Genomic DNA, 22,224 nt, shown 5'->3' on the forward strand with positions numbered 1-22,224 from the left:
TACTCCCTCCAGTCAGAATTTTAATCCCAGGATGATAAGAACAACTCCAAAAACAGCCGCCGCCAAAAGACTGCATCCATACATCAGCCCATTGGCTCTTTTGATGTCCTCCGGTTCCGGTTCCCTTAAATCATCGCCGATGGTCGGTTTTTCATAAAGCTTTCCGAAATAACATGCGTTCCCTGCCAGTTGAATGTGCAGGGCTCCAGCTGTCACCGCCTCTGTATGGGCGGCGTTGGGGCTTTTATGATTCCTTTTATCTCTTCTGTAGATCCTTTTAGCCATAGAGGCATCGTCTTTTGTAAAAAAGCAGGCGGCGATCATCAGCCATGCGGAGATCCTGGCCGGCAGGAAATTTGCCAGATCGTCCAGTTTCGCCGGGTATCTCCCGAAGTTCAGATAGGTATCGCTGCGATAACCGACCATAGAATCCATAGTGTTGATGCCTTTGTAAAGAAACAGAAGCGGTGCCCCGCCCAATGCCATGTAGAACAGCGGAGCCACCACCCCGTCAGAGGTGTTTTCCGCCACCGTTTCTACCGCTGCCTTGATGATACCCTTTTTCGTAAGCTCTTTGGTATCTCTCCCTACGATCATAGAAACCGCTTTTCTGGCGCCGGGGATGGAACCCTTTTGAAGCTCTTCAAAAACTTTCATACTTTCGTCCTTTAATGACTTTGCGGCAACCATCTGATAACAAAAGAAGGATTCTAAAAGAAAACCGGCAGCCTGATTCCATCCGTAACATAGTTTCAGAAGAAAAAATGGAATACAGAAGCTTAATGAGCCGATCAATAAGATCAGAATAATACCCCCCAGCCGTTCTCCCCCTTCAGATTTAGGTAAAATAGCTCTTAGCCCTTTTTCAAGAAAGGATATGGCTGATCCGATCAGACGGACAGGATGATAGAGCCAGTGGGGATCTCCGATCAAAAAATCCAGAAATACTCCGAGAAATAATGCCGCTGCTCTTACCTCCATACGTCTGCTTCCTTTCTAACTGTGCGGATGCTGCGGTTTCCGGCAATCCACTGTTGTTCTTCTATCTGTATCTTAAATCCCTCCAGGTTTTTGACCTGCCATTCAAAATATTCCCTGTGTGGGACAACCAGCGCATCCAGAATGCTCATGATCGTTCCTCCGTGGACCACCATGGCAAAGGTTTTATAACGATTCTGCATACAATGTTCTAAACAAAAGAAAAATCCCTGCAGACATCTGGTCTGAAACTGCTCCCTGCTCTCCCCTCCGGGAAAAGGAAGTGTCCCTCTGCTGTCGATCCATTGCTGATACAGGGGTTCTCCAGACAATTCTTTATAATTCTTCCCTTCAAAAATACCAAAATCGCACTCAGAAAGCAGCTCCTGGGTGATAACATCACGGTCAGGATAAAGCAGGGAGGCGGTCTGTACACACCGTCTCAAAGGACTTGTATAGATCACGTCCGCCCGAGGGCAGACCCTGTTCTTACACTGTTCTTTTCCCTCCGGACTCAGCTCCTCATTGGTTCTTTTTCCCACATACCGCCCGTCCAGATTTCCAGGAGTCCTGCCATGACGGATCAGATAACCGGTCATCATCCCTTGATCACCGTCCCTATGCCGCACACAACCCTGTGCACCTCTGTACTCTTTTTGGCCAGGCATGTTAAGAGCCTTCCTTCCGTCTCCCGGAAGTTTCGGTCAAATGCATCCACCGGGACAACTCCGCAGCCCAACTCATTGGCAATGATGACCACATCGGGATTTGCCTCAAAAATATGTTTTGCTTCCCTTTCCCAGTCTCCCATATCCGCCATCCTGCGCCTGACCCACTCATGAAAATGATAGATGCAGTGGCAGGAATAGATCTCCTCTAAACCACACTGGGCACCATCTGCCATCTGTTCCGGCAAAAGGCCCAGGATCTCTTGTGCATATGCTTTTTTCCCCTGAAAAGCTCCTCCTATAATCAATATCATGTCTCTCTCCTTTAGATAATGTTTGCCAGGACAGCCAGGCATACCGCCAGAGCCAGCTCGTTTACCTGCAGGAACCACCCCGCAAGATCCCCAGTGATGCCGCCGAACTGTTTCTTTGACATCCGGTAATACCAGAGAAATGTAAATAGCGCTGCCAAAATACATAACATACCGGCAATGAGATGAAACAGACACATCAGTACCAGAGAGCCGAAAGCCCAGAAAACCGATGAAATGCGGACGGTCTGTTTCTTTGCCGCCCCGGAAAAGGCGGCGGCAAGCCCTGTTTCCTTTGCCATTGGAAAGGATGCTATGGAATATGCGCTCAGTGCCCGTGACAAAACAAAGCCACAGCTAAATACTGGGAGCAGGTCCGGGCGGATCTCGCTGACAGCACCTCCCCAGGCAATAAAATAGCAGACGCAGGCAATGACCGCGAACGCACCGCAGTGGGGATCCTTTAAAATCTCCAGCTTTTTTTCCCTGTCCTGATAGGAGTTCAATGCATCCGACGTATCCAGGAAACCGTCCATGTGGATTCCACCTGTGACAAAAACAGGAATCAACACCAGACCTGCTGTATAGGCCAGGATTCCCAGATCAAGAAAAGCTCCGGCCTTTGCCCAGAGGATCACAAGAAGACCGATCACAGCCCCCACCGCCGGAAAAAAGCAGAGGGTATATTTCATATTTTCGTCTGTCCATTCACTTTTTGGCATAGGGATTCTGGAATACATCGAAAACGCAATTTTCAAGCTGTTCCACATCTGCTTCATTGTTTGTCTCTTCCTTTCTGTTCGATCGGAATGCCGCAGACTACCTCCACCACCTGATCAGCCATCTGTGCCATCCGGCAGTTAAGTAAGCCCAGATACTCCTGATACCGGACTGTTTCCGGGGCATACTCCATTCCGTCGGAGAAAATCTCGTTGGTGACGATGCAGACATCCTCTGCCTTCATAAGGAGTTTTTCCACCCCAGACAAGATCTCTTTAACGGTTCTTGATCCGGCCCCATTTTCCATATACTTCTCATTGGCTGCCAGATTTGACATACAGTCTAAGAGCACATGAGATCCTTCCGGCAGACAAAGCCCTGACAGGCCGGTAAAACACTCCACAGTGTGAAATCCTTTGTGTCTGCGCATTTCCCGGTGCCTCTGGATCTTCTTTTCGCTCTCCCTGTCATAGGGAAACATGGTCGCTATGTAGATTTTGGGCGTTTCCCAGGATTCAGTGAGGCTTTCGGCATATTCTGATTTTCCGCTTCCGCTGCCGCCAGTGACTAAGGTAAACATAAGATCTCCTTTCAGACAAGAGGGACGTACTGCTCTACATCGATTTCCTCAAAGGTACTCATCCCGTGATAAACTGCCAGCGCCAGATCTAAAAGCGGATACAGGGCCAGCGCCCCGGTCCCCTCCCCAAGGCTCATGGAGCAGTCCAGACAGGTCTCCAATCCAAGGGCATCTAAAAGGATCTTGGCGGCAGGCTCTTTTGACCTGTGGGAAGGAAGGATGTAGTGGACAGCATCCGGACATATGGTTACCGCCGCCAGGGCCGCAGTGCCGGAGATAAAGCCATCCATTACGATAGGAATCTTTGCCGCGGCTCCCCCAAGAAACAGCCCAAAAAGGGCCGCCAGATCAAACCCTCCCACCTTAGAGAGCACATCCACCGGGTCCTGCGGATCTGGATTGTGTAAGTTTACCGCCTGTTCGATCACACGGATCTTCCTGCTAAGCCCCTGGCTGCTAAGGCCCGCTCCCCGTCCGGTCATCTCACTTACGGAGCGGTTTAGAAGAACGGAGGCCACGGCGCTGCTGGTTGTGGTGTTGCCGATCCCCATCTCCCCTGTAGCGATGATCTGGTATCCCTTCTTTTTCAGCTCATAGGCCATGGATATCCCAGCATTGACAGCGCTTAAGGTTTCCTCTCTGGTCATAGCCGGCTCCTTAACCATATTTTTTGTGCCATAAGCTGTTTTTTTCTGGATCAGTCTGGTTTCACAGGCGATCCCCACATCCACGGCAAACAGGTCCACATTCAGATGCCTGCACATGACACTGGAAGTAGCCTTTCCCGTAAGCAGATTCTCTGACACGATGGCGGTGACGTCCTGACCGGACTGGGAGATGCCCTCCTTTACCACACCGTTGTCAGCACACATGCACACCAGCGCTTTTTTAGAAAGGTCTAAGTTACAGTCCCCTGTGATCCCTGCAATCTTAACAATGAGGTCTTCTAATTTCCCAAGACTGTGAAGGGGCTTTGCTATACTGTCCCATCGCCTCCTGCATTCTTTCATCGCTTTTTCATCCGGCAGCATGATGTTACCGCAGATTTCCCTCATATCCATCCTGTCTCCTCTTTTCTGTCTGATATTCATGGCATTTCATCAAAAACGCCTTTGGCAGTTCCTGGTTTCCATAGTAATAAAAATGAGGAAATCCGGCAAACAACGTTTCGGTTCCATGGATACATTCCCAGTTCTGGCTCCCCACCGGCTTTTTGGCACAAAAGCCATCTCCGCAGCCATCCGAGTCATAATAATGGAATTCATGGGCATTAAGCTCTGCCCCTTTGACTCCAAACATGGATCCCTCTTTCTGGGTTAAATGAATATAGCCAAACCTTACCAGCTTGTCCCGTTTGAATGCTTTTGCCGGGATCACTCCTGCCATCTTTCGCAGAATGCCGTCCTGATCTTCCATTTCTCTGTGCAGATATAAAAATCCGCCGCACTCTGCCATACAGGGAAGCCCTGAGGATACCTTAGAAAACACTTCCTGTCTCATGGATTTGTTGGCCTCCAGTTCCCTGCCATACAGTTCAGGATAACCTCCATACAAAATCAGCCCGTCCAGATCTTTGGGCAGATGCCTGTGGTGAAGCAGAGAAAACGGAACGATTTCCGCTCCCATTTTCCTAAGCAGCTCCAGATTCTCCCTGTAAATAAAACAAAATGCTTCATCCTGGGCCACTCCGATCTTGACCGGACGGTACCCGGCCTTTTTTAGAGAAAAAGGCTGTGGTGTCTTGGTATCTTCCTCCAGTTTGGGGGCATTTTCTGCGATCTGAAACAGTGTATCCCATTCAATGGTTTCTTTCATGATACCAGCAAGAAGGCAAAGCTTTTCCCGGATGTCCCTGACCTCATCCGGCAGGACCAGCCCGAGATGGCGGCTTTCCAACGTACATCCGCGGACCTCTGGCACATATCCGGCAACCGGGATGTGAAGCTGCTCCTCAATGAGTTTCTTCAGACGCGGATACATCATAGGCGAGATCCGGTTCAGAAGGATCCCCCGAATCCCGCTGTCTTTTTGCCATGACAGGAATCCGTGGATCTGTGCAAGAACGGACGTGCTCATGCCCTTAGCATTCACTGCAAGGAGCGCCGGCGTTTTGGTGATTTTGCAAAGTTCATAGGCGCTGGCTTTTGTGGTCGTTCCTCCGAGACCGTCATAGTATCCCATAACGCCTTCCATCACAGCGATCCCTGCATTCTCTGCATGGCCGGCAAGGAACTTTCTGATCTGATCTGGGGAAGAAAAGAAGGGATCCAAATTCCACGATTCTGTCCCGATGGCTTTCCGGTGGAACATGGGGTCAATATAGTCCGGCCCGCATTTAAAGGAAACCGGGTTTTTTCCCATTTCTGCCAGAGCGGCGAGGATACCGCAGGTGATCATAGTTTTCCCACCTGCGCTTGCCAGTGCTGTGATCATGATTCTGTCAAGCTTCATGTTCCACCTCCGGATTTCCCATACCAGAAAGGATAAAAACCGGATTCTCTCCCATCATCAGATGATAGCTGCCCGCTTTTTTAGCCTTTGCCACTGAAACGTTCACCACATCCAGGTCCGCCACCGGAAGCCTTTTGAAAGCCTGGACTGCCTCAGAAAGCGTCTCCAGGGTAATACAGTTTATGACGATTTTAACCCTTGGATTTTTCAAAAGAAGCGTCTCCAGTATCGGAAAAAGGCTTCCGGAAGAACCGCCGATAAACACATGAGTCGGAGGCTCCAGGCCGCTTAATGCCTCCGGTGCTATTCCTTTGATGATCTGCATCGTATCTGCCCGGAATTTCCTGCGGTTTTCATATAAAAGTTCTGCCGCCTGAGGATTTTTCTCCACTGCGTAGACCCGTCCCCTTGGGGTTCTCATTGCCATCTCCACCGACACAGAGCCTGTCCCTGCCCCGATATCATAGCACACCGCATCCTCTGTCAGACAAAGCTTAGAAAGAGTGATGCTCCGTACTTCCTCCTTGGTCATGGGCACCTTTCCCCGCACAAACAGATCATCTCTAAGCCCATGGGTGCTGTGTGGGCTCTTTGCCTTCGAATTCTGGACACAGAGTACACTTAAACGGTCTGTCTTGCAGTCAAGAAATTCTGAGGGCCTGCCGGATCTTATTTTTTCATCCGGATAAGAAAGCCGTTCCCCCACATGGAGGGTCACATCGTTCATTCCATAGTCCAAAAGCTCCCCTGCCAGCTTTCTGACTTCAGTTCCTGTGCCAAGAATGGCAAAGACTTTTTCGTTGGAAGCGATCCTGTGAATGAAATCTGCCTTTTGGCCATGGCTGTTTACAAACACAGCATCTTCCCATGATAAATGGAGCCGGGACATAAAGTAAGATAAAGATGAAATTCCGCAGACAAGCTTAATATCCCATTCGGTCTCTGTTGAAAGAAGCTCGCAGAGCTTTTTTGCCCCGCTGTAAAATCCCGGATCTCCGGACATGGCAATGACGATGTGTTCATAAAAAGGATGTTCCTTGATATAAGACAGGATAATTTCCGCCCGGTATTCCTGAAACAGATCTGCCTGTCTGTGCTCTCCGGCCGCTGTTTTTGCTGTCTCTAAAGGCCGACCGGCTCCGATCAGAAGATCTGCTTTATTACAGGCGCTTATTGCTTCCAGGGTCATAGTCTCTGTGCCGCCCATGCCTACGCCTACGACGCAGACTTCTGGACAAAACGGGATCTGAAACCGCTTTTGAAGCAGCTTTACGCACTCTCTTAACGTAACCCCAGACTCTTCTCTCGGACGGCCGATGACTACAAGCCTGGCCCCCGCCTCTCTGGCTGCCTCCTGCTTTTCAAAGAATCCCCCCTCTTTTCCGGAATCCTTCGTCACCATCCAGCTGCAGTGAAACTGTCTGAGAATAGCCGTATTCAGCTCCCTGGAAAAGGGCCCCTGCATACAGATCAGATGATTTCCCTGAAATCCCAGCCTGGCACAATTTTCGACCACATCCGGCAGAGAGAGCACTCTGGCAAAGATTCTTTTCTCATAATCGGTGACTTCTGTATACTGGGCCAGATCTTTGCTCCCGGTGGTAAGCAGGATATTTCCCTCCGTCTGTGAGAGAAACTGCGCCGCCTCCCTGGCAGAATCCACATAAATCACATCTTCTGCGCACTCTAATGCCACATCTCTGATGAGGCGTACATACTCCGTCTGTGTTTTCGTACAGGCAAAGCGGATATTGTCCGTGACTTTCTCTGCATAGGGATGTGTGGCGTCCAAAACCAGATCCGGCCTTTGAGTGACAATCTGATCCTCTATTTCCTCTGCGGTAAGTCTTTGATGGGATAAGATCAAATGTTTCCCCTGCTCCATGAGGCTCTCCCCGTATTCTGTTGCAGTAAATGCATACACCATCACGCCGGACCGGCACAAAAATTCTGCCAGCTTCCGCCCCTCTGTGGTTCCTGCAAATAAAAATACTTTATACATCTTTGTATCCTCTTGGAGTGACCATGGCACCGGACACGACCTTGGTCTGGGAATTACCCACAAATACGGTAGTAAACATATCCACGCCGGTGTCCCTCAGTCTTTCAAGCGTCATAAGTTCCTTTTCCTGGCCCTGTCTTCCGATCATCTTTCCTATGCCGCACACCGTGTCCGGAGATTTATATTGAAGCATCAGGTCACATGCTTTTTTCAGATAATCCTGTCTCTTTTTGCTGGACGGATTATAAAGGCAGACAGCGAAATCTGCCTTGGAGGCTGCCAGAAGGCGCTCCTCAATCAGCGCCCAAGGTGTCAGCAGGTCACTTAAACTGATCACACAGAAATCATGGGTCAGCGGTGCCCCAAGCAACGCGGCCCCTGCAGTGGCCGCCGTGACTCCCGGCACGATCTCAAGCTCGATGTCCGGATATTTGGCACCGATCTCATACATCAGCCCGGCCATGCCGTAGACTCCCGCATCGCCGCTGCAGATCATGGATACGGTTCTGCCCTTTTGTGCTTCCGAAAATGCCATGCGGCACCGGTCTGCCTCCTTTGTCATAGGGGTAGACAAAAACTCCTTGCCCGGAAGATGGTCTCTTACCAGGTCGATGTATACGGTATACCCGATGATCACATCACTTTCCTTTAAAACTCTTGCCGCCTTGACGGTCATCTGTTCAAAATCGCCAGGACCGATGCCGACCACATATACTTTATGACTCAAACCTAATCCTCCATTCTTTTAATGCAAGGGCCGCCGTGACCCCGCATCCAGCCTGCTTTCCCGCTATGAGGCGGCCGCCCTTCCCTGCCGCCAGTACGGCGCTTCTCTCGCACACATTGTCTGCTCCTGTCACACTGCTGACAAAATCGGATGCCGAAAACACACCCCGAGCCTCCATCAGTTCCCCGGCATCATAGGTTACAAAAGGCATCCCCTCTTCCCTGCAGAAGGCAAGGATCCCTGGCTCCTCCTTTTTCAGGTCAATACTCGCCGCCAGCCCTACTGCATTGGGTTCTATCCTCTCATTTTTCAGCATCCTCTGCACTGACTGCCGGATTGTCTCTGCTTTGGTTCCTTTCCTGCATCCAATTCCAAGCACCACTGCCTTTGGTACCAGCCTTAACGTATTAGGAAAAGGACGACAGTTGTCTCTCACCGAGATACAGATGCCAGACTCCGTGTCCCTGGCTGTAACCAGCCCTGCGGGAAGCTTTCCTGATACAGGAAAATCACTGTGAAATCCCACCGAAATACCCGCCAGAAGTGAGGCCGAAATTTCCTTTGCCGCTGCAAGGTCTGTGATGTGCAGATCGTTGTCCTTTGCAAACAAATCCACTGCAAACAGCTGATGAACGTCAGTAGCCGTGGTAATGACCGGGACAGCTCCAGTAACAGATGCGGCCTGCTCTGCAAGACGATTGGCTCCTCCCAAATGGCCGGACAGCAGGGGCACGGCAAAGGTTCCCTTTTCGTCAATGGCGATCACGGCCGGATCCGTATCCTTACTCCTTACAAAAGGAGCGACAGCCCGCACCGCAATGCCACAGGCCCCAACAAAGATAAAAGCTTCTTTCTGGTTAAACTGCCGCCCGGTCCAGTCGTTTAGCGGTTCTTCTATACAAAAGATGTCATCCTCCTGTATATGCCTGGATTTCACCGAAATCTCTGTTTCAAACCCATGACATTCCAGTCCTGTCTGCAATTTCTGTGCAATCCTCAGCCCCTGCTGGCTGAAACAGATGATGGCTGTCTTCATTTCTGCTTTCCCTTTCTGTACCCTGTGGTAAATTCCGGATCATAAAGCCTGGACCGCTGATAGTGGTGATGAGAGACAGCATCCCCCACAATTATCAGGGCTGTTTTTGTGATCCCGTACCGCTTGGCAGTCTCAGAGAGGGTCCCCACCGTACAGAGTCTGGTCATCTCATCTTCCCAGGTCGCTTTATATACAATGGCCGCGGGGGTTTCCTCCCTATAACCGCCGTCCACCAGTCTGCCGGAAAGCTCCTCCAACATGCCGGTGCTCAAAAAGATGACCATAGTGGCCTGATGGGCCGCAAAGGATTCTATACTTTCCTTTTCCGGTACCGGTGTCCGGCCTGCCATTCGGGTTATGACCACACTCTGTGACACACCGGGAAGCGTATACTCCAGGTTCAGGGCAGATGCCGCCCCGCAAAAGGAACTGACGCCTGGACAGGAATCATAACCGATGCCCTTCTCATCCAAAAGATCCATCTGCTCCCGGATTGCCCCGTAAAGACACGGATCTCCAGTGTGCAGGCGGACGGTGTCTTTTCTAGCCGCCTCCCCTTCCTCCATCACCTGAAGCACTTCTTCCAGAGTCATTTTTGCGCTATTGTAAAGTTCACATTCGGATTTTGTATAAGAAAGCAGCTGAGGGTTCACCAGGGAGCCTGCGTAAATCACAATATCCGCTGTCTCAAGAAAACGCTTTCCCCTTACGGTGATCAGATCCGGCGCCCCACTGCCCGCTCCTACAAAATGAATCATTTGGTTTCCTCCTGTTCCTTTACAATAATCAGAGAATAATACCCTGCCTCCAGCGGAATTTCATCGGTACATCCATAGAGCTTTTCATCTGTCATGCCGCAGTTTTCCACCATTTTCCCGGAAAGATTTCGCTGTACCAGCTTCTCCTTAAGCTTCGACAGATTTTTTCCCGCCTTCATAAATACCTTGGTCCCTGAAAGCTTTAAGCTGTTTTCCACCTCATAAGCTGCCGGAATAATATGAAGCGGCTGGTTTTTTTCCGCAAGCCCGGTATCCATCCTGGCCGCCGCCGCACAGAAGGAAGGAATTCCGTTGATGATCTTTGCCGTAAATCCCTGCTTTCTGAGCATCCGGTGCAGATAAAGATAGGTGGAATATACGGTGGGGTCCCCCAGGGTTAAAAATGCCACATCCTCCCCCTTCAAAAGATATTCCCTAAGAACACTGGCGCCTGTCTCATGGCTTTCCCGTAGCTTTGTCTCATCCCTTGTCATGGGCATATGAATCCCTGCCAATTCCTTTTCCCTGATCTCCGGGCAGATCTTCACCGCAATCTGAAATGCCGTACTATCCTCCGGTTGTCTGCCGGGAACTGCGATCACACTGCATTCCCTGATCTTGCGCACCGCTTTTAAGGTCATAAGCTCCGGGTCCCCAGGCCCTACTCCGATTCCATATAAAACTCCACTCATTTTTTCTCCTTCAGTCTCTTCCATAATGTATCTGTGTGCTCTGTCTGTCCAAGGAATCCGTAAACATTGGAAAATACCACCGCCCCGGTTTTGATTCTTCCATAGGCACGCCGGGAAAGGTTCTCTCCGATCCTCCTTATCACATCGTCCATAGCCGGTTTCAAAAGACCTTCTGAATGCAGATAGTCTAAAGCCTCCTCCGTTGTTTTTGCCTCAAGGATCTGCTTTACCGTTTGAAGTCCAACACCGCTCCTGACCGCCGCAGCCGCCAAAAGCTCCGAACGGCAGTCAGCCTCTCTTGAGTGGGTATTCATGATCCCGCCTGACACCTTGATGAATTTTCCGATGTGTGAGACAAACAAAATGCCCTTAGCCCTTAGATTTACTGCCATATCAATGGTCTCACCGACATAATTGCTGCACTTTAAGATCTGATCCTTTTCTATTTTGTACTGTTCCTTTACATAATCCGCGCCATAATTTCCCGGCGTCACCAAAAGATAACCGTTTCCCTCACAAAGGCGGATCCGCATCTCAACTTCTATGCTTTTCACGAGGGCTTCCTCACTCATGGGCTCCACGATCCCTGTGGTACCGAGGATCGATATGCCGCCCTCAATTCCGAGACGGGGGTTGAACGTCTTTTTTGCTGTCTCTTCCCCCTCCGGCGTCCACACTGTGACTTTCAGTCCCCCTTCAAAATCCGAACAGTCAAGGACTTCCCTGACCGCCTCCGTGATCATAGCCCGGGGCACACGGTTGATGGCCGACTCCCCCGGTGCCTGGGAAAGGCCTTTTTTTGTGACTCTCCCGATGCCTTTTCCCCCTTCAATGAGAATTTCAGGGGAAGGAATCTTTGTTACATCCGCATAAATATGGATGCCGTCTGTCACATCCGGGTCATCCCCTGCGTCCTTTTTCACACAGCAGGAAACAGATTCCTCGGAGATCTTTAAATCCTTAAGGGGCAGTGAGAGCCGGATACCCGCAGGAGTCAGCAGGGAAACGTTCTGCACCTTTCCTCCCAAAAGAAGGCACCTTGCCGCTCCTTTGGCCGCTGCCGCCGCGCAGGAACCTGTGGTGTAACCGCATTTAAGCTCCTTATTCTGTTTGATGATCACACGGTCTTTTAATCCTCTGCCCATACAAATTCTCCTTGATCGGTACGTTTTATTCCTTGAGGGCGAAATAGGAATCCATCACTCGCAGGGTCTGATCCACATCCTTTGGCTTCATGGCATTGTTAAAGAAAATAGCCTCAAACTGGGACGGCGCCAGGTGGATGCCATGGTCCAGCATATAGTGGAAATAGTCGGCAAATGCCTGTACATCCGAGGTTTTCGCCTCTTCATAATTGGTCACCGGGATATCCGTAAAGAACAGACAGCTTAAGGATCCGGTCCCTGTGATCTGACACTTTGCCCCGTGCTTTTTAAGAATATCTCTTACACCGCTCCGGAAAGTCTCCCCAAGCTCCTCCAGATGTCCATAGATCTCCGGGTGCTCCTTTAAGATTGAAAGTTCTTTCAGACCTGCGGCCATGGCGACGGGATTGCCGCTTAACGTTCCGGCCTGGTAGACACTTCCAAGGGGAGCGATCATCTCCATGATCTCCCTTCGTCCTCCGTAGCATCCAACCGGCATTCCGCCTCCGATGATCTTTCCAAACGTGGCCAGATCCGGAGTGACCCCGTAAGCCCCTTGGGCTCCCTGAAGTCCCAGCCGGAAGCCTGTGATCACCTCGTCAAAGATCAGAAGGGTGCCGTTTTGTGTACAAATCTTTCGCAGTTCTTTTAAAAAGCCTTCCTCTGGAAGCACAACTCCCATGTTGGCCGCCACCGGCTCTATGATCAAGGCCGCGATCTGGCCCTGGTTATCTTCAAATAATGTTCTCACACTGTCCATATCGTTATAAACGGCAGTCAGGGTATCCTTGGCACAGCCCTTTGGCACCCCGGAACTGTCCGGGATCCCCGCAGTCATGACACCGGAGCCTGCCTTGACCAGCAGTGCGTCAAAATGCCCATGGTAGCAGCCCTCAAACTTGATAATCTTATCCCTGCCTGTGAATCCTCTTGCGGCGCGGATAGCGCTCATAACCGCCTCTGTGCCGGAATTGACCATACGGACCATGTCAAAACAGGGAACCAGCTCACAGAGCAGTTCACCCATTTGGACTTCCATCTCCGTAGCCGTGCCAAAACTCAGGCCGTTCCTTGCGGCCCCGATTACAGCTTCCTGGATCTCTGGATGATTATGCCCTAAGATCATCGGCCCCCAGGAACCTATGTAGTCAAGGTACCGTTTTCCCTCTTCATCGTACACATAAGTGCCTTCCGCCTTTTTGATAAAGCGTGGACAGCCTCCCACAGACTGGTATGCCCTGACCGGGCTGTTGACACCTCCCGGCAGCACCCGTTTCGCACGCTCAAACAAGCTTTCTGATCGACTCATCATCCGATTCTCCCTTCCTTCATAAATCCTGCAATCTCCTTAGCAAAATAGGTCAGCAGGATATCGCAGCCTGCCCGGTAGATTCCGGCCGTGGTCTCACAGATCATCTGCTCCTCATCGATCCAGCCTTTCATGGCCGCGGCTTTTATCATGGCATATTCCCCGCTGACACTGTATGCAGCCACAGGAAGGTCCACCGTATTGCGCACCTCCCTTACGATATCCAGGTAAGACAGGGCAGGTTTGACCATAATGATATCAGCCCCCTCTTTGCAGTCCTGTTTTACTTCCTTTAATGCCTCCAGGCGGTTGTGGTAATCCATCTGATAGCTTTTCCGATCCCCAAAGGAAGGAGCAGACCCGGCCGCATCCCGGAACGGGCCGTAAAATGCGGAGGCATATTTGGAAGCATAGGACATGATCGGAACATCCGTGTAGCCGTTTTGGTCCAACAGATGTCTGATCTCACCTACCCTGCCGTCCATCATATCAGACGGTGCCACCATGTCGGCTCCGGCCTGCACTTGGGACAGGGCGGTCTTGGCGATCATGGGAAGGGTCTTATCGTTGTCCACCTGGTCTCCAGTCAGAATGCCGCAGTGGCCGTGGGACGTATATTCACACATACACACATCGGTAATGTAATAAAGGTCCGGCACTTCCTTTTTTGCTTTTAAAAGCGCTCTCTGAATAATACCGTCTTCTGCCCATGCCCCGGTGCCGCACTCATCCTTTTGTCCCGGAATTCCAAACAACATAACGCTTGGCACTCCCGCATCCGCCATCTCAGTGAGCACTTCCGGCATCCGGTCCAGACTGTACCTGTACTGGCCCGGCATGGATGGGATCTCTTCTTTCTTATCTTCCCCTTCTGTCACAAAGAGCGGGTAAATAAGAGAAGATGCATCCATTCTCGTTTCCCTCACCATTTTCCTCAACACCGGCGTAGACCGGAGTCTTCTTGATCGTATTGTCATATCCATTTTAACTTCCTTCTTTCTGCCTCTATGATTCCGATTTCATCTGTTTCGCCAGACAGCACCCAAGCTCTTTTGCATCCTCCAAACTGCCTTTGACACTCTGTTTCCGGTAGATCTTTTCCGCCTCATCATAAAATAGCCCGGTAAGGCACAAGCCCTTTCCCAAGACAGTGCCGTACGCCGCGATAGGGGATGAACAGCCTCCATCCAGCGTACGCACAAAGCTCCGTTCTGCTAAAGTCACAAGCTCCGTCTGCCTGTCGTGGATACAGGAAAAAAAGGACTGGTCAAAATCCTTTCTCACCTGAATGCACAAGGTTCCCTGTCCTGCCGCCGGCAGCATCTCTTCCACTGAAAGATAACGGCTGATCCTGTCCTGAAGTCCCGCTCTTTTAAGCCCCGCCGCCGCCATAATCAATGCCGAGTACTGGCCTTGATCCAGCTTATTAAGACGAGTATGAATATTTCCCCGGACACTTTGAAACTTTGCATCCGGAAACAGTTCCTTTGCCTGCAGGACCCTTCTTAAGCTGGAAGAACCGATCACCTGCTCTCGGTTCTCCCTGTCCTCTTTACCAGGCAGTACCAGCACATCCCTTGGATCCCCTCTTTTGGGAACCGCTGCAATGGGCAGGTCAGGAGAAATCTCCATCGGCAGGTCCTTCATACTGTGGACTGCCATATCGATCCTGCCGTCGAGCAGCGCTTGGTCCAATTCCTTTACAAAAAGTCCCTTGCCCCCTATTTTATCCAATGTCTTATGAAGAATCTTGTCCCCGGTAGTCTTCATCGTCACCAGCTCCACGGAAAGATCCGGATAATGTTCCTTCAGCTGTCTGATTACAAGCTCTGTCTGGGCCACGGCCAAAAGGCTTTCGCGGCTTCCAATCCTCAATCTTTTTGGTTCCATATCATACTCCTGATTCTGTCTGCTGTCTGCTTTGTCTTTTTATGGTCTGTACCTCCCGACGTGACTCCGATGACAATATCCCCGTTCTTTATGACAGAAGGAAAATAAAAGCTGCATTCCTCCTTGCAGTCACAGATATTGACCGGAAGGCCTGCTTTTCGGGCCTCCTGAAAAACTGCGTGGTTGACCGCCCGTGAGTCTGTGGCCGCAAACACCATATCAAAGCCATTAAGATCCCCGGGAACATAACTCCTCTGGATCCACTGGACAAACCCGCTGCAGATCATGTCCTCGATTCCGCTGCATACCAAAGGAGAGATGACCGTAACCTGGTCATGGAACATCTTAAGTGTACGGAGCCGGCGCAGGGCGATGTTTCCCCCTCCCACCATAATAAGCTGCAAATCCTGCATATCAATATATAACGGAAAATACGACATAAAAGCCCTCCTTAATAAATACTGACCTCTTCTGCTGAGGCTTCCAGCGCCTTTAAAATCTGCGGCCATTCTTCTCTCGGCAGGATGTCCTTAAGCCCGAAGAGGATCCGTTCCAATGCTGATGCAGAAGCCCGTTCCACTTCCTGTTTAAGCCTGCAGACATCGGCTCCCTCCTTCCGAAGCTCCTTATAAGAATTCTTTAACTTGGCGTTGGTCAGCTCTGCCGCAGCGTTGCTGACTGCATGGACCAGAGGAATATAATTTCTGAAATAGTACCAGTTCATAAATTCACCGGTCTGCTCCCGAAGAATCTTCCGAGCCTTCTGCATCTCTTTTTCATTGACTGATGCCTGAATGCCCAAATCATCCATACCAAGCAGTTTACAGCCGTTAAGTTCTGAGAGCTTCGGATCCAAATCCCTGGGAACTGCCAGATCCGCAAACACATAAGTGTGCTGTTTTTGAAATGTCTCCGAAGCCTGCTGTGCATAGACCGTATAATGAGGACTCCTGGTGGCGCTGAAGATAAAATCCATAGCACCCATAGCCTCATAACGTTCCTTATATGGGACTACCTGGCAGCCTGCCGGAATCATCACATCCTGTTTTCTGTATTGTCTCAAGGTCATGGACACTTGGGCTTTTTTATGTACAAGCCAGGAAGCCAGCAGACGTCCCATCTCCCCATTACCTATGACCAGGCAGCGTTTCCCCTGAAAAGAACCGTACCGCTCTTCCAAGATTGACACTGCCCTCTCCGGCACAGAGGTATCCCTGCTGCCGATCCGGGTGTCGGTCTTCACCTTTTTGGCGGCGGTCACCGCCATTCTAAAAAGTGTATCCAGCACTGAATCCGGTTTACAGCATTCCCTTGCCCTTTCAAGGGCGTCCCTGACCTGGGAGACGATCTGGTCTTCGCCGAGAATCTGGGAATGAATCCCGCTGGCCAGCTCCATGAGATAAAGCACCGCCTCCTCACCGGATCGTCTGACAAACAGCCTGCGTTTGGAATCGTCTATTATAGATAGCTGTGAGAACAAATACTCAAGAGGATCTCTTCCCAGATGATAAAACCACAGTTCAGTCCGGTTGCATGTAGACAGGACAATACAGGAAGCCTTTGGATCTGCATCCTTTACGGACTGCATAAACCGTACCGCCCCTGAATCTGTAAATGCAAAGGGTTCCCGCTCGTCCACCGATGCCGTATGATAATCAATTCCTATCATCGAAAGTTCCATAAATAACTCCTTTTTTATATCTGAGAGAATTTTAGCACGTTTTGTGGAAAGTCCGCAACTTTAATGACCATTATACCATAACATTTTCCACATGATTTCCGTTCAGCTCTTAGAATGCTTCACTCCAATCATGTAGAAAATGGACGTAATGTCTGCTGGAGAAGGGCTTCTTTTGACTTATATCATTTTACTTTTTTGTGTGTTCTCTAAGAGTTACATATTCGTTCTGGCTTATTGGTAACTCATTAGAAAATAGATGTAATATCTGTTGATAGATGCAATTCAGAAAAACTATCGTAAGTGGTGCCTTTTGTCTTGCAGCTGCCTTTTCCAGCGGACATGATGTCCATTTTTACCAGTTCTCCGGCTTGCATTCGAAGGAATGTAAAATTTTCTATCTTTCAGAATTCTTTTAGTTCAATCTGAAACATAAGGAGAGGGAAGGCTGTCCCTCTGACAGAACAGCACTTCCCTCTATTTTATGTATTTCTCTATAAATTCCTCAATGGCAATCGGTCTGGAAAAATAATATCCTTGGCCGCAGTCACATTGAAGTTTCTTTAGAAGCTCCATCTGCTCCTCTGTCTCAATTCCCTCTGCCGTGGTTTTTGTAGCTCCGAATCCCCTGCACATATAAATAGTAGAGCGGACAATGGCTCTGGCCCTTTCATTGGTCATGATCTCCGATATGATGCTCTTATCTAATTTCACCTCATCAAATTTGATATTGGAGAGCAGTGTAATATTTGAATATTTAGCACCGTAATCATCTAAGGATAGATAAAACCCGGCGTCCTTGATCTTTTGTGACAGAGCCACCAATTCTGAGGTTTTAAGCTTCGACACGGATTCCGTCACCTCAATACAAATCTGTCCTGCGTCCACATCATATTTTCTACAGACTGCAAGGATCCGGTCTACAATATCATATTCCAGAAGAGTGACCCTGGAAAAATTCACTGAAATCTTTCCTATGTCATGGCCCTGGCTGTGCATCTTATTTATGAGCCGGCAGACACATTCCAGTGCGTAGAAGTCGATGTGGCGGATCACACCTTCTGCTTCATATAAAGGGATGAACCGATCCGGAAATATCAGATCTCCGTTGTTATCCACTCTTCTGATCAGCGCTTCCGCTCCAGAAAGTTTTCCTGTCCCAAGATACACTTTGGGCTGCAAAAACACCCGGTACCTGTCCTGGTTAATATCTTTTATGACCTGTTTGGCAATTGTGGAATCATGGTTGTATCCCTCATAAACTGAAAATTCATAATACTTTTGTTTATTGGCATACATAAGCTCATCCGCATGGTTGATCAGCTCATTGATATCTGTGATAGCTTCCTCCCATGTAGTTCCGATGGATGCACTGATCTCTTTATGCTCCTTTACCTTGTTTCTCAGCACTAGTTCCTTTTTATGAAACTCTTCCTGGCTGATATTCCTGCACAGGACAACAAATTCGTCTCCGCCTATGCGGTAGATCTGTTCCCGGAACACGGCCTTCAAGATCTCTGCCATACAGATAATCAGCTTATCCCCGTACTCATGGCCAAACCGGTTATTGGCTACTTTAAGGCCGTTTAAATCCACATAAGCGACACCGATATTGCTGCAGCCGTGCTTTTCAATGTCAAACACCTCTTCCATGTATTTGTTCCGGTTCCAGAGCCCCGTCAAAATATCCACATAGCTTAAATGCTCCAGTCTGGAAACCATTCTGCGCTTCTGCAGGTCATTGGCGATAAAATAGGTCACTGATTTTAAAAGGTCTGGATTCTCCCTGTTTCTTTTGGGGTCATCCACGCCTATAAATCCGCAGACCTTTCCCATCTCATACAGCGGAGCTGCCATCAGGCTATGAATCCCCTGCCCGTTGAGTATGTCATATGCCTCACTTTCCGGATCAATCTCCTGGTCAAGGGATGATACGGAAAAGCTTCCGCTCTTTTCAAATTGTCTGAGCCATTTTTCCAGGGTTGACAGTGAAATCTCCTGAAGATTTCCGATCTCACTTGTGACATTCTCTGCACACCATTCATAAGTATTGCACGCAATTTTCTGATCGTGGTCAATTTCAAAAATATAAGTCCGGTCCCCGCCATAATGCTCCGCGATCAATTCCAAAAGCCTGTGGATGGCACAGTCCAGATCCAGCGTATCATTTAGAGTTTTAATACACTGCAGAAGTGTTTCGTCCTGTTGCACTTTACTGCCCAGCAACTTTTTCTGCCGCTCTTTGTCCGTGATATCCGTTGCGATCTCCATCCGCACACGATAGCCAGGGACAGGCTCTATGAGATAATCTACGATCACAAAGTATCGGTCCAGATATTTATTATAACGGGTCCAGCGGCTGCTGCCTTCCGCGCGCAGCCTCTCATTGGTACAGAATTCACATGGTTCCCGCTTCCCCTGAAGGAGCTCATAACACTTCTGCCCTTTATAATCATCTCCGGTAATCTGATACCGTTTTTTCCCGGATCCATTGATGTATAAAACTTCATAAGTATCAATGTCACTGACATATATAATATTGTCGGTGCTGTCCAAAATTGCTTTTCTGAGGATATTTTCATTCATGTCTTCTACCTCTTTTGTTTATCTTAAAGTTTATATAAAAGTCATTATAGCATATTTTTCCTGCCGCCGTTGCTGTCTTTTTCAGATTCATGTATAATTAAATTCCAGACAACAACGACTGAATTACAGGAGGAACCGCCATGTCAAAACTACAGGAACTGCTTCGTCAGGCAGATGCGTACAAAGAAATCATACTGAAGGCTGATACCCATTCAGATAAACCTATAGAAACCGCCGAGCTCCAGACCACTGATATCACAGAAAACCTCATAAAGGATCTGCACAGAACCATCTATAGCGGAACAGATTCCTCACAGGCAGGCCGATACCGCACTTCCCCGGCAAAAGATCCGGATGCGGACTTTCTCCCGCCTTCCCCGGAGGATCTGCCCCGGCTCATGAGCCATCTGGAAAACCAGATCCACTCCTCAAAATCTGCCCTGCATCCGGTGGAGCTTGCGGCAATGGCGCAGAAACGCCTGATCGATATCCATCCTTTTGCAGACGGAAATGAAAAAACCGCAGAAGCCTTGGGGAATTTGATCCTGTCCAGATCAGGCTACTGCCCGGTCACAGTCCCTGCCTGCAGGGAAAAGGATTTTTTGGACGCACTTGCATCCTCCAGGAGATCCAGCGATATGGAACCTTTATCAATCCTTCATGCAGAGCTTGTCATTGAAGCTCAGAGAAATCATATCCGCAGCATGGGAATCTCGCTTTAACAGTGCGGAATTTTAGGAGTTTTATAGAATAAAGTGGACAAGTCCGCTTTACGCGCCGATGTACAGCTGCAAAGCAGCCTTCCTTGGCACATCGTGCGCATCATGCCTTCATGGCTTTTTTCTTCCATAGGGAGAACTATCCTATGGAATAACATTAAACAGCATCCGTTTGTATGCTGTTTTTTTAAAACCAATGATAAGGTTTCTTCTTTGTTCTTCGTTTCCAGCTGAGATTCTGATACTAAGAAAATTGAGAAACAAAAGAAATCCGCATGGCATTCACTGTTCCCATTCCCTTTTTTGCCGGCGATTTGTTATCATATCAGGCATGAACTTCCATTTTTTCTGTCACAGAGAGGTATGTCTGCTGTCTAATCAGATAAGGAGGTAACATACATGAGAAAATATTCAAACGAAGAACTATCTGAATTGATCGACAAAGCGGCTGCAGGTGATAAAGAATCTCTGGAAGCCATCATTTTAAGCGTCCAGGACCTGATCTTTAACCTATCTCTGAGGATGCTGGGCACATTTGCAGATGCTGAAGATGCCACACAGGACATTATCCTAAAGATTATGACCCACCTGTCCACCTTTAAAAAAGAGAGTTCCTTTTCCACTTGGGTTTTCAGCATTTCTAAGAATCATCTACTCAACTACAAAAAACACATGTTTGCCCATCGTCCGCTGAGCTTTGAATTTTACGGAAATGATATTGAAAACGCCCCGCTTTATGATATTCCTGATCTGACACAAAATGTGGAGGAGTCCATATTGGCAGAGGAGCTGAAAATGTCCTGCACCAATGTAATGCTCCAGTGTCTCGATGCAGAAAGCCGGTGCATCTTTATTCTTGGAACCATGTTTCAGCTGGACAGCCGGACAGCCGGTGAGATCCTAGAGCTGTCTCCGGAAGCTTACCGGCAGAGGCTTTCAAGAATCCGCCACAGAATGGCTGATTTTCTTGAAGCTTACTGCGGCGAATACGGAGGCGGCAAATGCCGGTGCAAAAACAGGATCAACTATGCAGTCCAAAGCCGCAGACTGGATCCCTCAAATCTGGATTACACAAGCGCTGAACCTGCCCTAGACCAAGTCCGTCTGGAGTTTAAAAATGCAATGGAGGACATCGACGGCCTCTCACAAAAATTTTCTTTCTGCAGGCTCTACGAATCTCCGGAAACTGTTACAAAGTTTGTCTCAGACTTTTTAGATTCCGTGTCACTCTCTGTCATAAAAAATTCATAAAAGGGGGATTCTTATGGATACAAATATGATATTGTCATACTTAACGGATTTAAATAAGAACAACAACCGTGAATGGTACCATGCACATAAAAAAGAATTTCAAAAGGCAAATGCACAGTTTGAGGCCTTACTGCAGGAATTGATCTATAAGATAGGAGAATTTGACAGCAGCATTCTGTACTTTAAGCCAAAAGAACTAACCTTTAAAATCGTCCGGGATACCCGGTTCAGCCATGACAAGAAACCCTATCTTCCGGCATTTCGGGCGCATATAGGCCCAAAGGGCAAACTTCCCGTACCTGTGGGATATTATCTTTTAATTATGCCGGGAGACCATTCCTTCCTTGGAGGAGGGCTCTTTGCTGGCATGTTTAAGGATGCGACTGCCATGGTAAGGGACTATATATCAGAAAATCCAAAAGAGTGGGATAATGTACTCCATTCTGATGAATTTGAACCCTTTTTTACTGTACAGGGCGATTCCCTAAAAAATGTTCCCAGCGGATATGACAAGGAACATCCGCATGCCGAATATCTGAAATACAAAAGCTGGTACGTGGAATATCCTTTTAAGGACAATGACCTGATGGATACAGATTGTTTTATCCGGCATGCCGCAGAAATATTCCAAAGGATGAAACCATTTCATGATTTTCTGAATAAGGCTCTGGCCGGGTTTGAGATGCCTAAGAGGCCTTAACTTCACACGTTTTACCAAAAAAC

22 protein-coding genes are annotated in these 22,224 nt (G+C 48.8%); 3 read left to right on the plus strand and 19 right to left on the minus strand.

What is annotated here, in order from left to right; genetic code table 11:
- Positions 1 to 12 precede the first annotated feature (12 nt).
- The 19 genes from cbiB to AR1Y2_RS09580 all read right to left on the minus strand — a co-directional run bounded on the left by cbiB (position 13) and on the right by AR1Y2_RS09580 (position 19,531).
- Entirely contained in the window at positions 13 to 981 is a 969-nt protein-coding gene (cbiB, locus tag AR1Y2_RS09490) for an adenosylcobinamide-phosphate synthase CbiB (RefSeq protein ID WP_137328742.1), read from the minus strand.
- Positions 972 to 1,646, minus strand: a complete 675-nt coding sequence (locus AR1Y2_RS09495) for a histidine phosphatase family protein (protein ID WP_243118719.1) — start codon at positions 1,644 to 1,646, stop codon at positions 972 to 974. The genes cbiB and AR1Y2_RS09495 overlap by 10 nt, the downstream gene beginning before the upstream one ends.
- Positions 1,577 to 1,960: a bifunctional adenosylcobinamide kinase/adenosylcobinamide-phosphate guanylyltransferase gene (locus AR1Y2_RS09500; RefSeq protein WP_137328744.1), complete on the minus strand. Its 384-nt coding sequence runs from the start codon at positions 1,958 to 1,960 to the stop codon at positions 1,577 to 1,579. Before AR1Y2_RS09500 ends, AR1Y2_RS09495 begins: the two co-directional genes overlap by 70 nt.
- A gap of 11 nt (positions 1,961 to 1,971) precedes the next feature.
- Entirely contained in the window at positions 1,972 to 2,736 is a 765-nt protein-coding gene (locus tag AR1Y2_RS09505; protein WP_137328745.1) for an adenosylcobinamide-GDP ribazoletransferase, read from the minus strand.
- Entirely contained in the window at positions 2,733 to 3,257 is a 525-nt protein-coding gene (locus AR1Y2_RS09510; protein WP_137328746.1) for a bifunctional adenosylcobinamide kinase/adenosylcobinamide-phosphate guanylyltransferase, read from the minus strand. The genes AR1Y2_RS09505 and AR1Y2_RS09510 overlap by 4 nt, the downstream gene beginning before the upstream one ends.
- An 11-nt stretch (positions 3,258 to 3,268) precedes the next feature.
- The gene (cobT, locus tag AR1Y2_RS09515) at positions 3,269 to 4,318 is read right to left on the minus strand and encodes a nicotinate-nucleotide--dimethylbenzimidazole phosphoribosyltransferase (protein WP_137328747.1); all 1,050 of its coding nucleotides are present in this window, start codon (positions 4,316 to 4,318) and stop codon (positions 3,269 to 3,271) included.
- Complete coding sequence (locus AR1Y2_RS09520; RefSeq protein ID WP_137328748.1) at positions 4,293 to 5,708, minus strand: cobyrinate a,c-diamide synthase; 1,416 nt, start codon at positions 5,706 to 5,708, stop codon at positions 4,293 to 4,295. The genes cobT and AR1Y2_RS09520 overlap by 26 nt, the downstream gene beginning before the upstream one ends.
- Positions 5,698 to 7,710 (minus strand): precorrin-6A reductase, encoded by a 2,013-nt coding sequence (gene cobK / locus AR1Y2_RS09525; RefSeq protein ID WP_137328749.1) that lies wholly within the window; start codon positions 7,708 to 7,710, stop codon positions 5,698 to 5,700. The genes AR1Y2_RS09520 and cobK overlap by 11 nt, the downstream gene beginning before the upstream one ends.
- Entirely contained in the window at positions 7,703 to 8,386 is a 684-nt protein-coding gene (gene cobJ / locus AR1Y2_RS09530) for a precorrin-3B C(17)-methyltransferase (protein ID WP_243118906.1), read from the minus strand. Before cobJ ends, cobK begins: the two co-directional genes overlap by 8 nt.
- A 40-nt stretch (positions 8,387 to 8,426) precedes the next feature.
- Positions 8,427 to 9,473 carry a cobalt-precorrin 5A hydrolase gene (locus AR1Y2_RS09535; RefSeq protein ID WP_137328751.1) on the minus strand — a complete coding sequence of 349 codons (1,047 nt, stop codon included), beginning with the start codon at positions 9,471 to 9,473 and terminating at the stop codon, positions 8,427 to 8,429.
- Positions 9,470 to 10,231 (minus strand): precorrin-4 C(11)-methyltransferase, encoded by a 762-nt coding sequence (gene cobM / locus AR1Y2_RS09540; protein ID WP_137328752.1) that lies wholly within the window; start codon positions 10,229 to 10,231, stop codon positions 9,470 to 9,472. Before cobM ends, AR1Y2_RS09535 begins: the two co-directional genes overlap by 4 nt.
- On the minus strand, positions 10,228 to 10,923 hold the full coding sequence (gene cobI / locus AR1Y2_RS09545; protein WP_137328753.1) for a precorrin-2 C(20)-methyltransferase: 696 nt from the start codon (positions 10,921 to 10,923) through the stop codon (positions 10,228 to 10,230). Before cobI ends, cobM begins: the two co-directional genes overlap by 4 nt.
- Positions 10,920 to 12,068 (minus strand): cobalt-precorrin-5B (C(1))-methyltransferase CbiD, encoded by a 1,149-nt coding sequence (gene cbiD / locus AR1Y2_RS09550; protein WP_137328754.1) that lies wholly within the window; start codon positions 12,066 to 12,068, stop codon positions 10,920 to 10,922. The genes cobI and cbiD overlap by 4 nt, the downstream gene beginning before the upstream one ends.
- Positions 12,069 to 12,093: 25 nt before the next feature.
- Positions 12,094 to 13,377 (minus strand): glutamate-1-semialdehyde 2,1-aminomutase, encoded by a 1,284-nt coding sequence (gene hemL, locus AR1Y2_RS09555; protein ID WP_175403711.1) that lies wholly within the window; start codon positions 13,375 to 13,377, stop codon positions 12,094 to 12,096.
- Positions 13,377 to 14,360 (minus strand): porphobilinogen synthase, encoded by a 984-nt coding sequence (hemB, locus tag AR1Y2_RS09560; protein WP_175403629.1) that lies wholly within the window; start codon positions 14,358 to 14,360, stop codon positions 13,377 to 13,379. Before hemB ends, hemL begins: the two co-directional genes overlap by 1 nt.
- Before the next feature lie 22 nt (positions 14,361 to 14,382).
- Positions 14,383 to 15,267 carry a hydroxymethylbilane synthase gene (gene hemC / locus AR1Y2_RS09565; RefSeq protein ID WP_137328757.1) on the minus strand — a complete coding sequence of 295 codons (885 nt, stop codon included), beginning with the start codon at positions 15,265 to 15,267 and terminating at the stop codon, positions 14,383 to 14,385.
- Complete coding sequence (locus AR1Y2_RS09570; RefSeq protein WP_137328758.1) at positions 15,249 to 15,707, minus strand: precorrin-2 dehydrogenase/sirohydrochlorin ferrochelatase family protein; 459 nt, start codon at positions 15,705 to 15,707, stop codon at positions 15,249 to 15,251. The genes hemC and AR1Y2_RS09570 overlap by 19 nt, the downstream gene beginning before the upstream one ends.
- Positions 15,708 to 15,718: 11 nt before the next feature.
- Entirely contained in the window at positions 15,719 to 16,948 is a 1,230-nt protein-coding gene (hemA, locus tag AR1Y2_RS09575; protein WP_137328759.1) for a glutamyl-tRNA reductase, read from the minus strand.
- A gap of 474 nt (positions 16,949 to 17,422) precedes the next feature.
- Positions 17,423 to 19,531, minus strand: a complete 2,109-nt coding sequence (locus AR1Y2_RS09580) for a putative bifunctional diguanylate cyclase/phosphodiesterase (RefSeq protein ID WP_137328760.1) — start codon at positions 19,529 to 19,531, stop codon at positions 17,423 to 17,425.
- 140 nt (positions 19,532 to 19,671) lie between these two features.
- On the opposite strand from AR1Y2_RS09580, the gene AR1Y2_RS09585 reads away from it, so the two are divergent.
- The 3 genes from AR1Y2_RS09585 to AR1Y2_RS09595 all read left to right on the plus strand — a co-directional run bounded on the left by AR1Y2_RS09585 (position 19,672) and on the right by AR1Y2_RS09595 (position 22,201).
- Positions 19,672 to 20,253 carry a Fic family protein gene (locus AR1Y2_RS09585; protein WP_137328761.1) on the plus strand — a complete coding sequence of 194 codons (582 nt, stop codon included), beginning with the start codon at positions 19,672 to 19,674 and terminating at the stop codon, positions 20,251 to 20,253.
- A 396-nt stretch (positions 20,254 to 20,649) separates the two neighbouring features.
- Entirely contained in the window at positions 20,650 to 21,501 is an 852-nt protein-coding gene (locus AR1Y2_RS09590) for an RNA polymerase sigma factor (RefSeq protein WP_137328762.1), read from the plus strand.
- A 13-nt stretch (positions 21,502 to 21,514) separates the two neighbouring features.
- On the plus strand, positions 21,515 to 22,201 hold the full coding sequence (locus tag AR1Y2_RS09595; protein ID WP_137328763.1) for a DUF2461 domain-containing protein: 687 nt from the start codon (positions 21,515 to 21,517) through the stop codon (positions 22,199 to 22,201).
- The last annotated feature ends 23 nt before the right edge of the window (positions 22,202 to 22,224 follow it).

This window comes from Anaerostipes rhamnosivorans (assembly GCF_005280655.1).
GTDB classification, from domain to species: Bacteria; Bacillota; Clostridia; order Lachnospirales; family Lachnospiraceae; genus Anaerostipes; species Anaerostipes rhamnosivorans.

What these genes read in the sequence shown, in the direction of transcription:
- AR1Y2_RS09520 (WP_137328748.1), bottom strand. Translation starts at nt 5,708, where the DNA reads ATGAAGCTTGACAGAATCATGATCACAGCACTGGCAAGCGCAGGTGGG.
- AR1Y2_RS09500 (WP_137328744.1), bottom strand. Translation starts at nt 1,960, where the DNA reads ATGATATTGATTATAGGAGGAGCTTTTCAGGGGAAAAAAGCATATGCA.
- hemL (WP_175403711.1), bottom strand. Translation starts at nt 13,377, where the DNA reads ATGAGTCGATCAGAAAGCTTGTTTGAGCGTGCGAAACGGGTGCTGCCG.
- cobK (WP_137328749.1), bottom strand. Translation starts at nt 7,710, where the DNA reads ATGTATAAAGTATTTTTATTTGCAGGAACCACAGAGGGGCGGAAGCTG.
- AR1Y2_RS09590 (WP_137328762.1), top strand. Translation starts at nt 20,650, where the DNA reads ATGAGAAAATATTCAAACGAAGAACTATCTGAATTGATCGACAAAGCG.
- cbiD (WP_137328754.1), bottom strand. Translation starts at nt 12,068, where the DNA reads ATGGGCAGAGGATTAAAAGACCGTGTGATCATCAAACAGAATAAGGAG.
- AR1Y2_RS09570 (WP_137328758.1), bottom strand. Translation starts at nt 15,707, where the DNA reads ATGTCGTATTTTCCGTTATATATTGATATGCAGGATTTGCAGCTTATT.
- AR1Y2_RS09585 (WP_137328761.1), top strand. Translation starts at nt 19,672, where the DNA reads ATGTCAAAACTACAGGAACTGCTTCGTCAGGCAGATGCGTACAAAGAA.
- AR1Y2_RS09580 (WP_137328760.1), bottom strand. Translation starts at nt 19,531, where the DNA reads ATGAATGAAAATATCCTCAGAAAAGCAATTTTGGACAGCACCGACAAT.
- cobI (WP_137328753.1), bottom strand. Translation starts at nt 10,923, where the DNA reads ATGAGTGGAGTTTTATATGGAATCGGAGTAGGGCCTGGGGACCCGGAG.
- cobT (WP_137328747.1), bottom strand. Translation starts at nt 4,318, where the DNA reads ATGGATATGAGGGAAATCTGCGGTAACATCATGCTGCCGGATGAAAAA.
- AR1Y2_RS09535 (WP_137328751.1), bottom strand. Translation starts at nt 9,473, where the DNA reads ATGAAGACAGCCATCATCTGTTTCAGCCAGCAGGGGCTGAGGATTGCA.
- cobJ (WP_243118906.1), bottom strand. Translation starts at nt 8,386, where the DNA reads ATGACCGTCAAGGCGGCAAGAGTTTTAAAGGAAAGTGATGTGATCATC.
- cobM (WP_137328752.1), bottom strand. Translation starts at nt 10,231, where the DNA reads ATGATTCATTTTGTAGGAGCGGGCAGTGGGGCGCCGGATCTGATCACC.
- cbiB (WP_137328742.1), bottom strand. Translation starts at nt 981, where the DNA reads ATGGAGGTAAGAGCAGCGGCATTATTTCTCGGAGTATTTCTGGATTTT.
- hemA (WP_137328759.1), bottom strand. Translation starts at nt 16,948, where the DNA reads ATGGAACTTTCGATGATAGGAATTGATTATCATACGGCATCGGTGGAC.
- AR1Y2_RS09495 (WP_243118719.1), bottom strand. Translation starts at nt 1,646, where the DNA reads ATGCCTGGCCAAAAAGAGTACAGAGGTGCACAGGGTTGTGTGCGGCAT.
- hemC (WP_137328757.1), bottom strand. Translation starts at nt 15,267, where the DNA reads ATGGAACCAAAAAGATTGAGGATTGGAAGCCGCGAAAGCCTTTTGGCC.
- AR1Y2_RS09510 (WP_137328746.1), bottom strand. Translation starts at nt 3,257, where the DNA reads ATGTTTACCTTAGTCACTGGCGGCAGCGGAAGCGGAAAATCAGAATAT.
- AR1Y2_RS09595 (WP_137328763.1), top strand. Translation starts at nt 21,515, where the DNA reads ATGGATACAAATATGATATTGTCATACTTAACGGATTTAAATAAGAAC.
- hemB (WP_175403629.1), bottom strand. Translation starts at nt 14,360, where the DNA reads ATGGATATGACAATACGATCAAGAAGACTCCGGTCTACGCCGGTGTTG.
- AR1Y2_RS09505 (WP_137328745.1), bottom strand. Translation starts at nt 2,736, where the DNA reads ATGAAGCAGATGTGGAACAGCTTGAAAATTGCGTTTTCGATGTATTCC.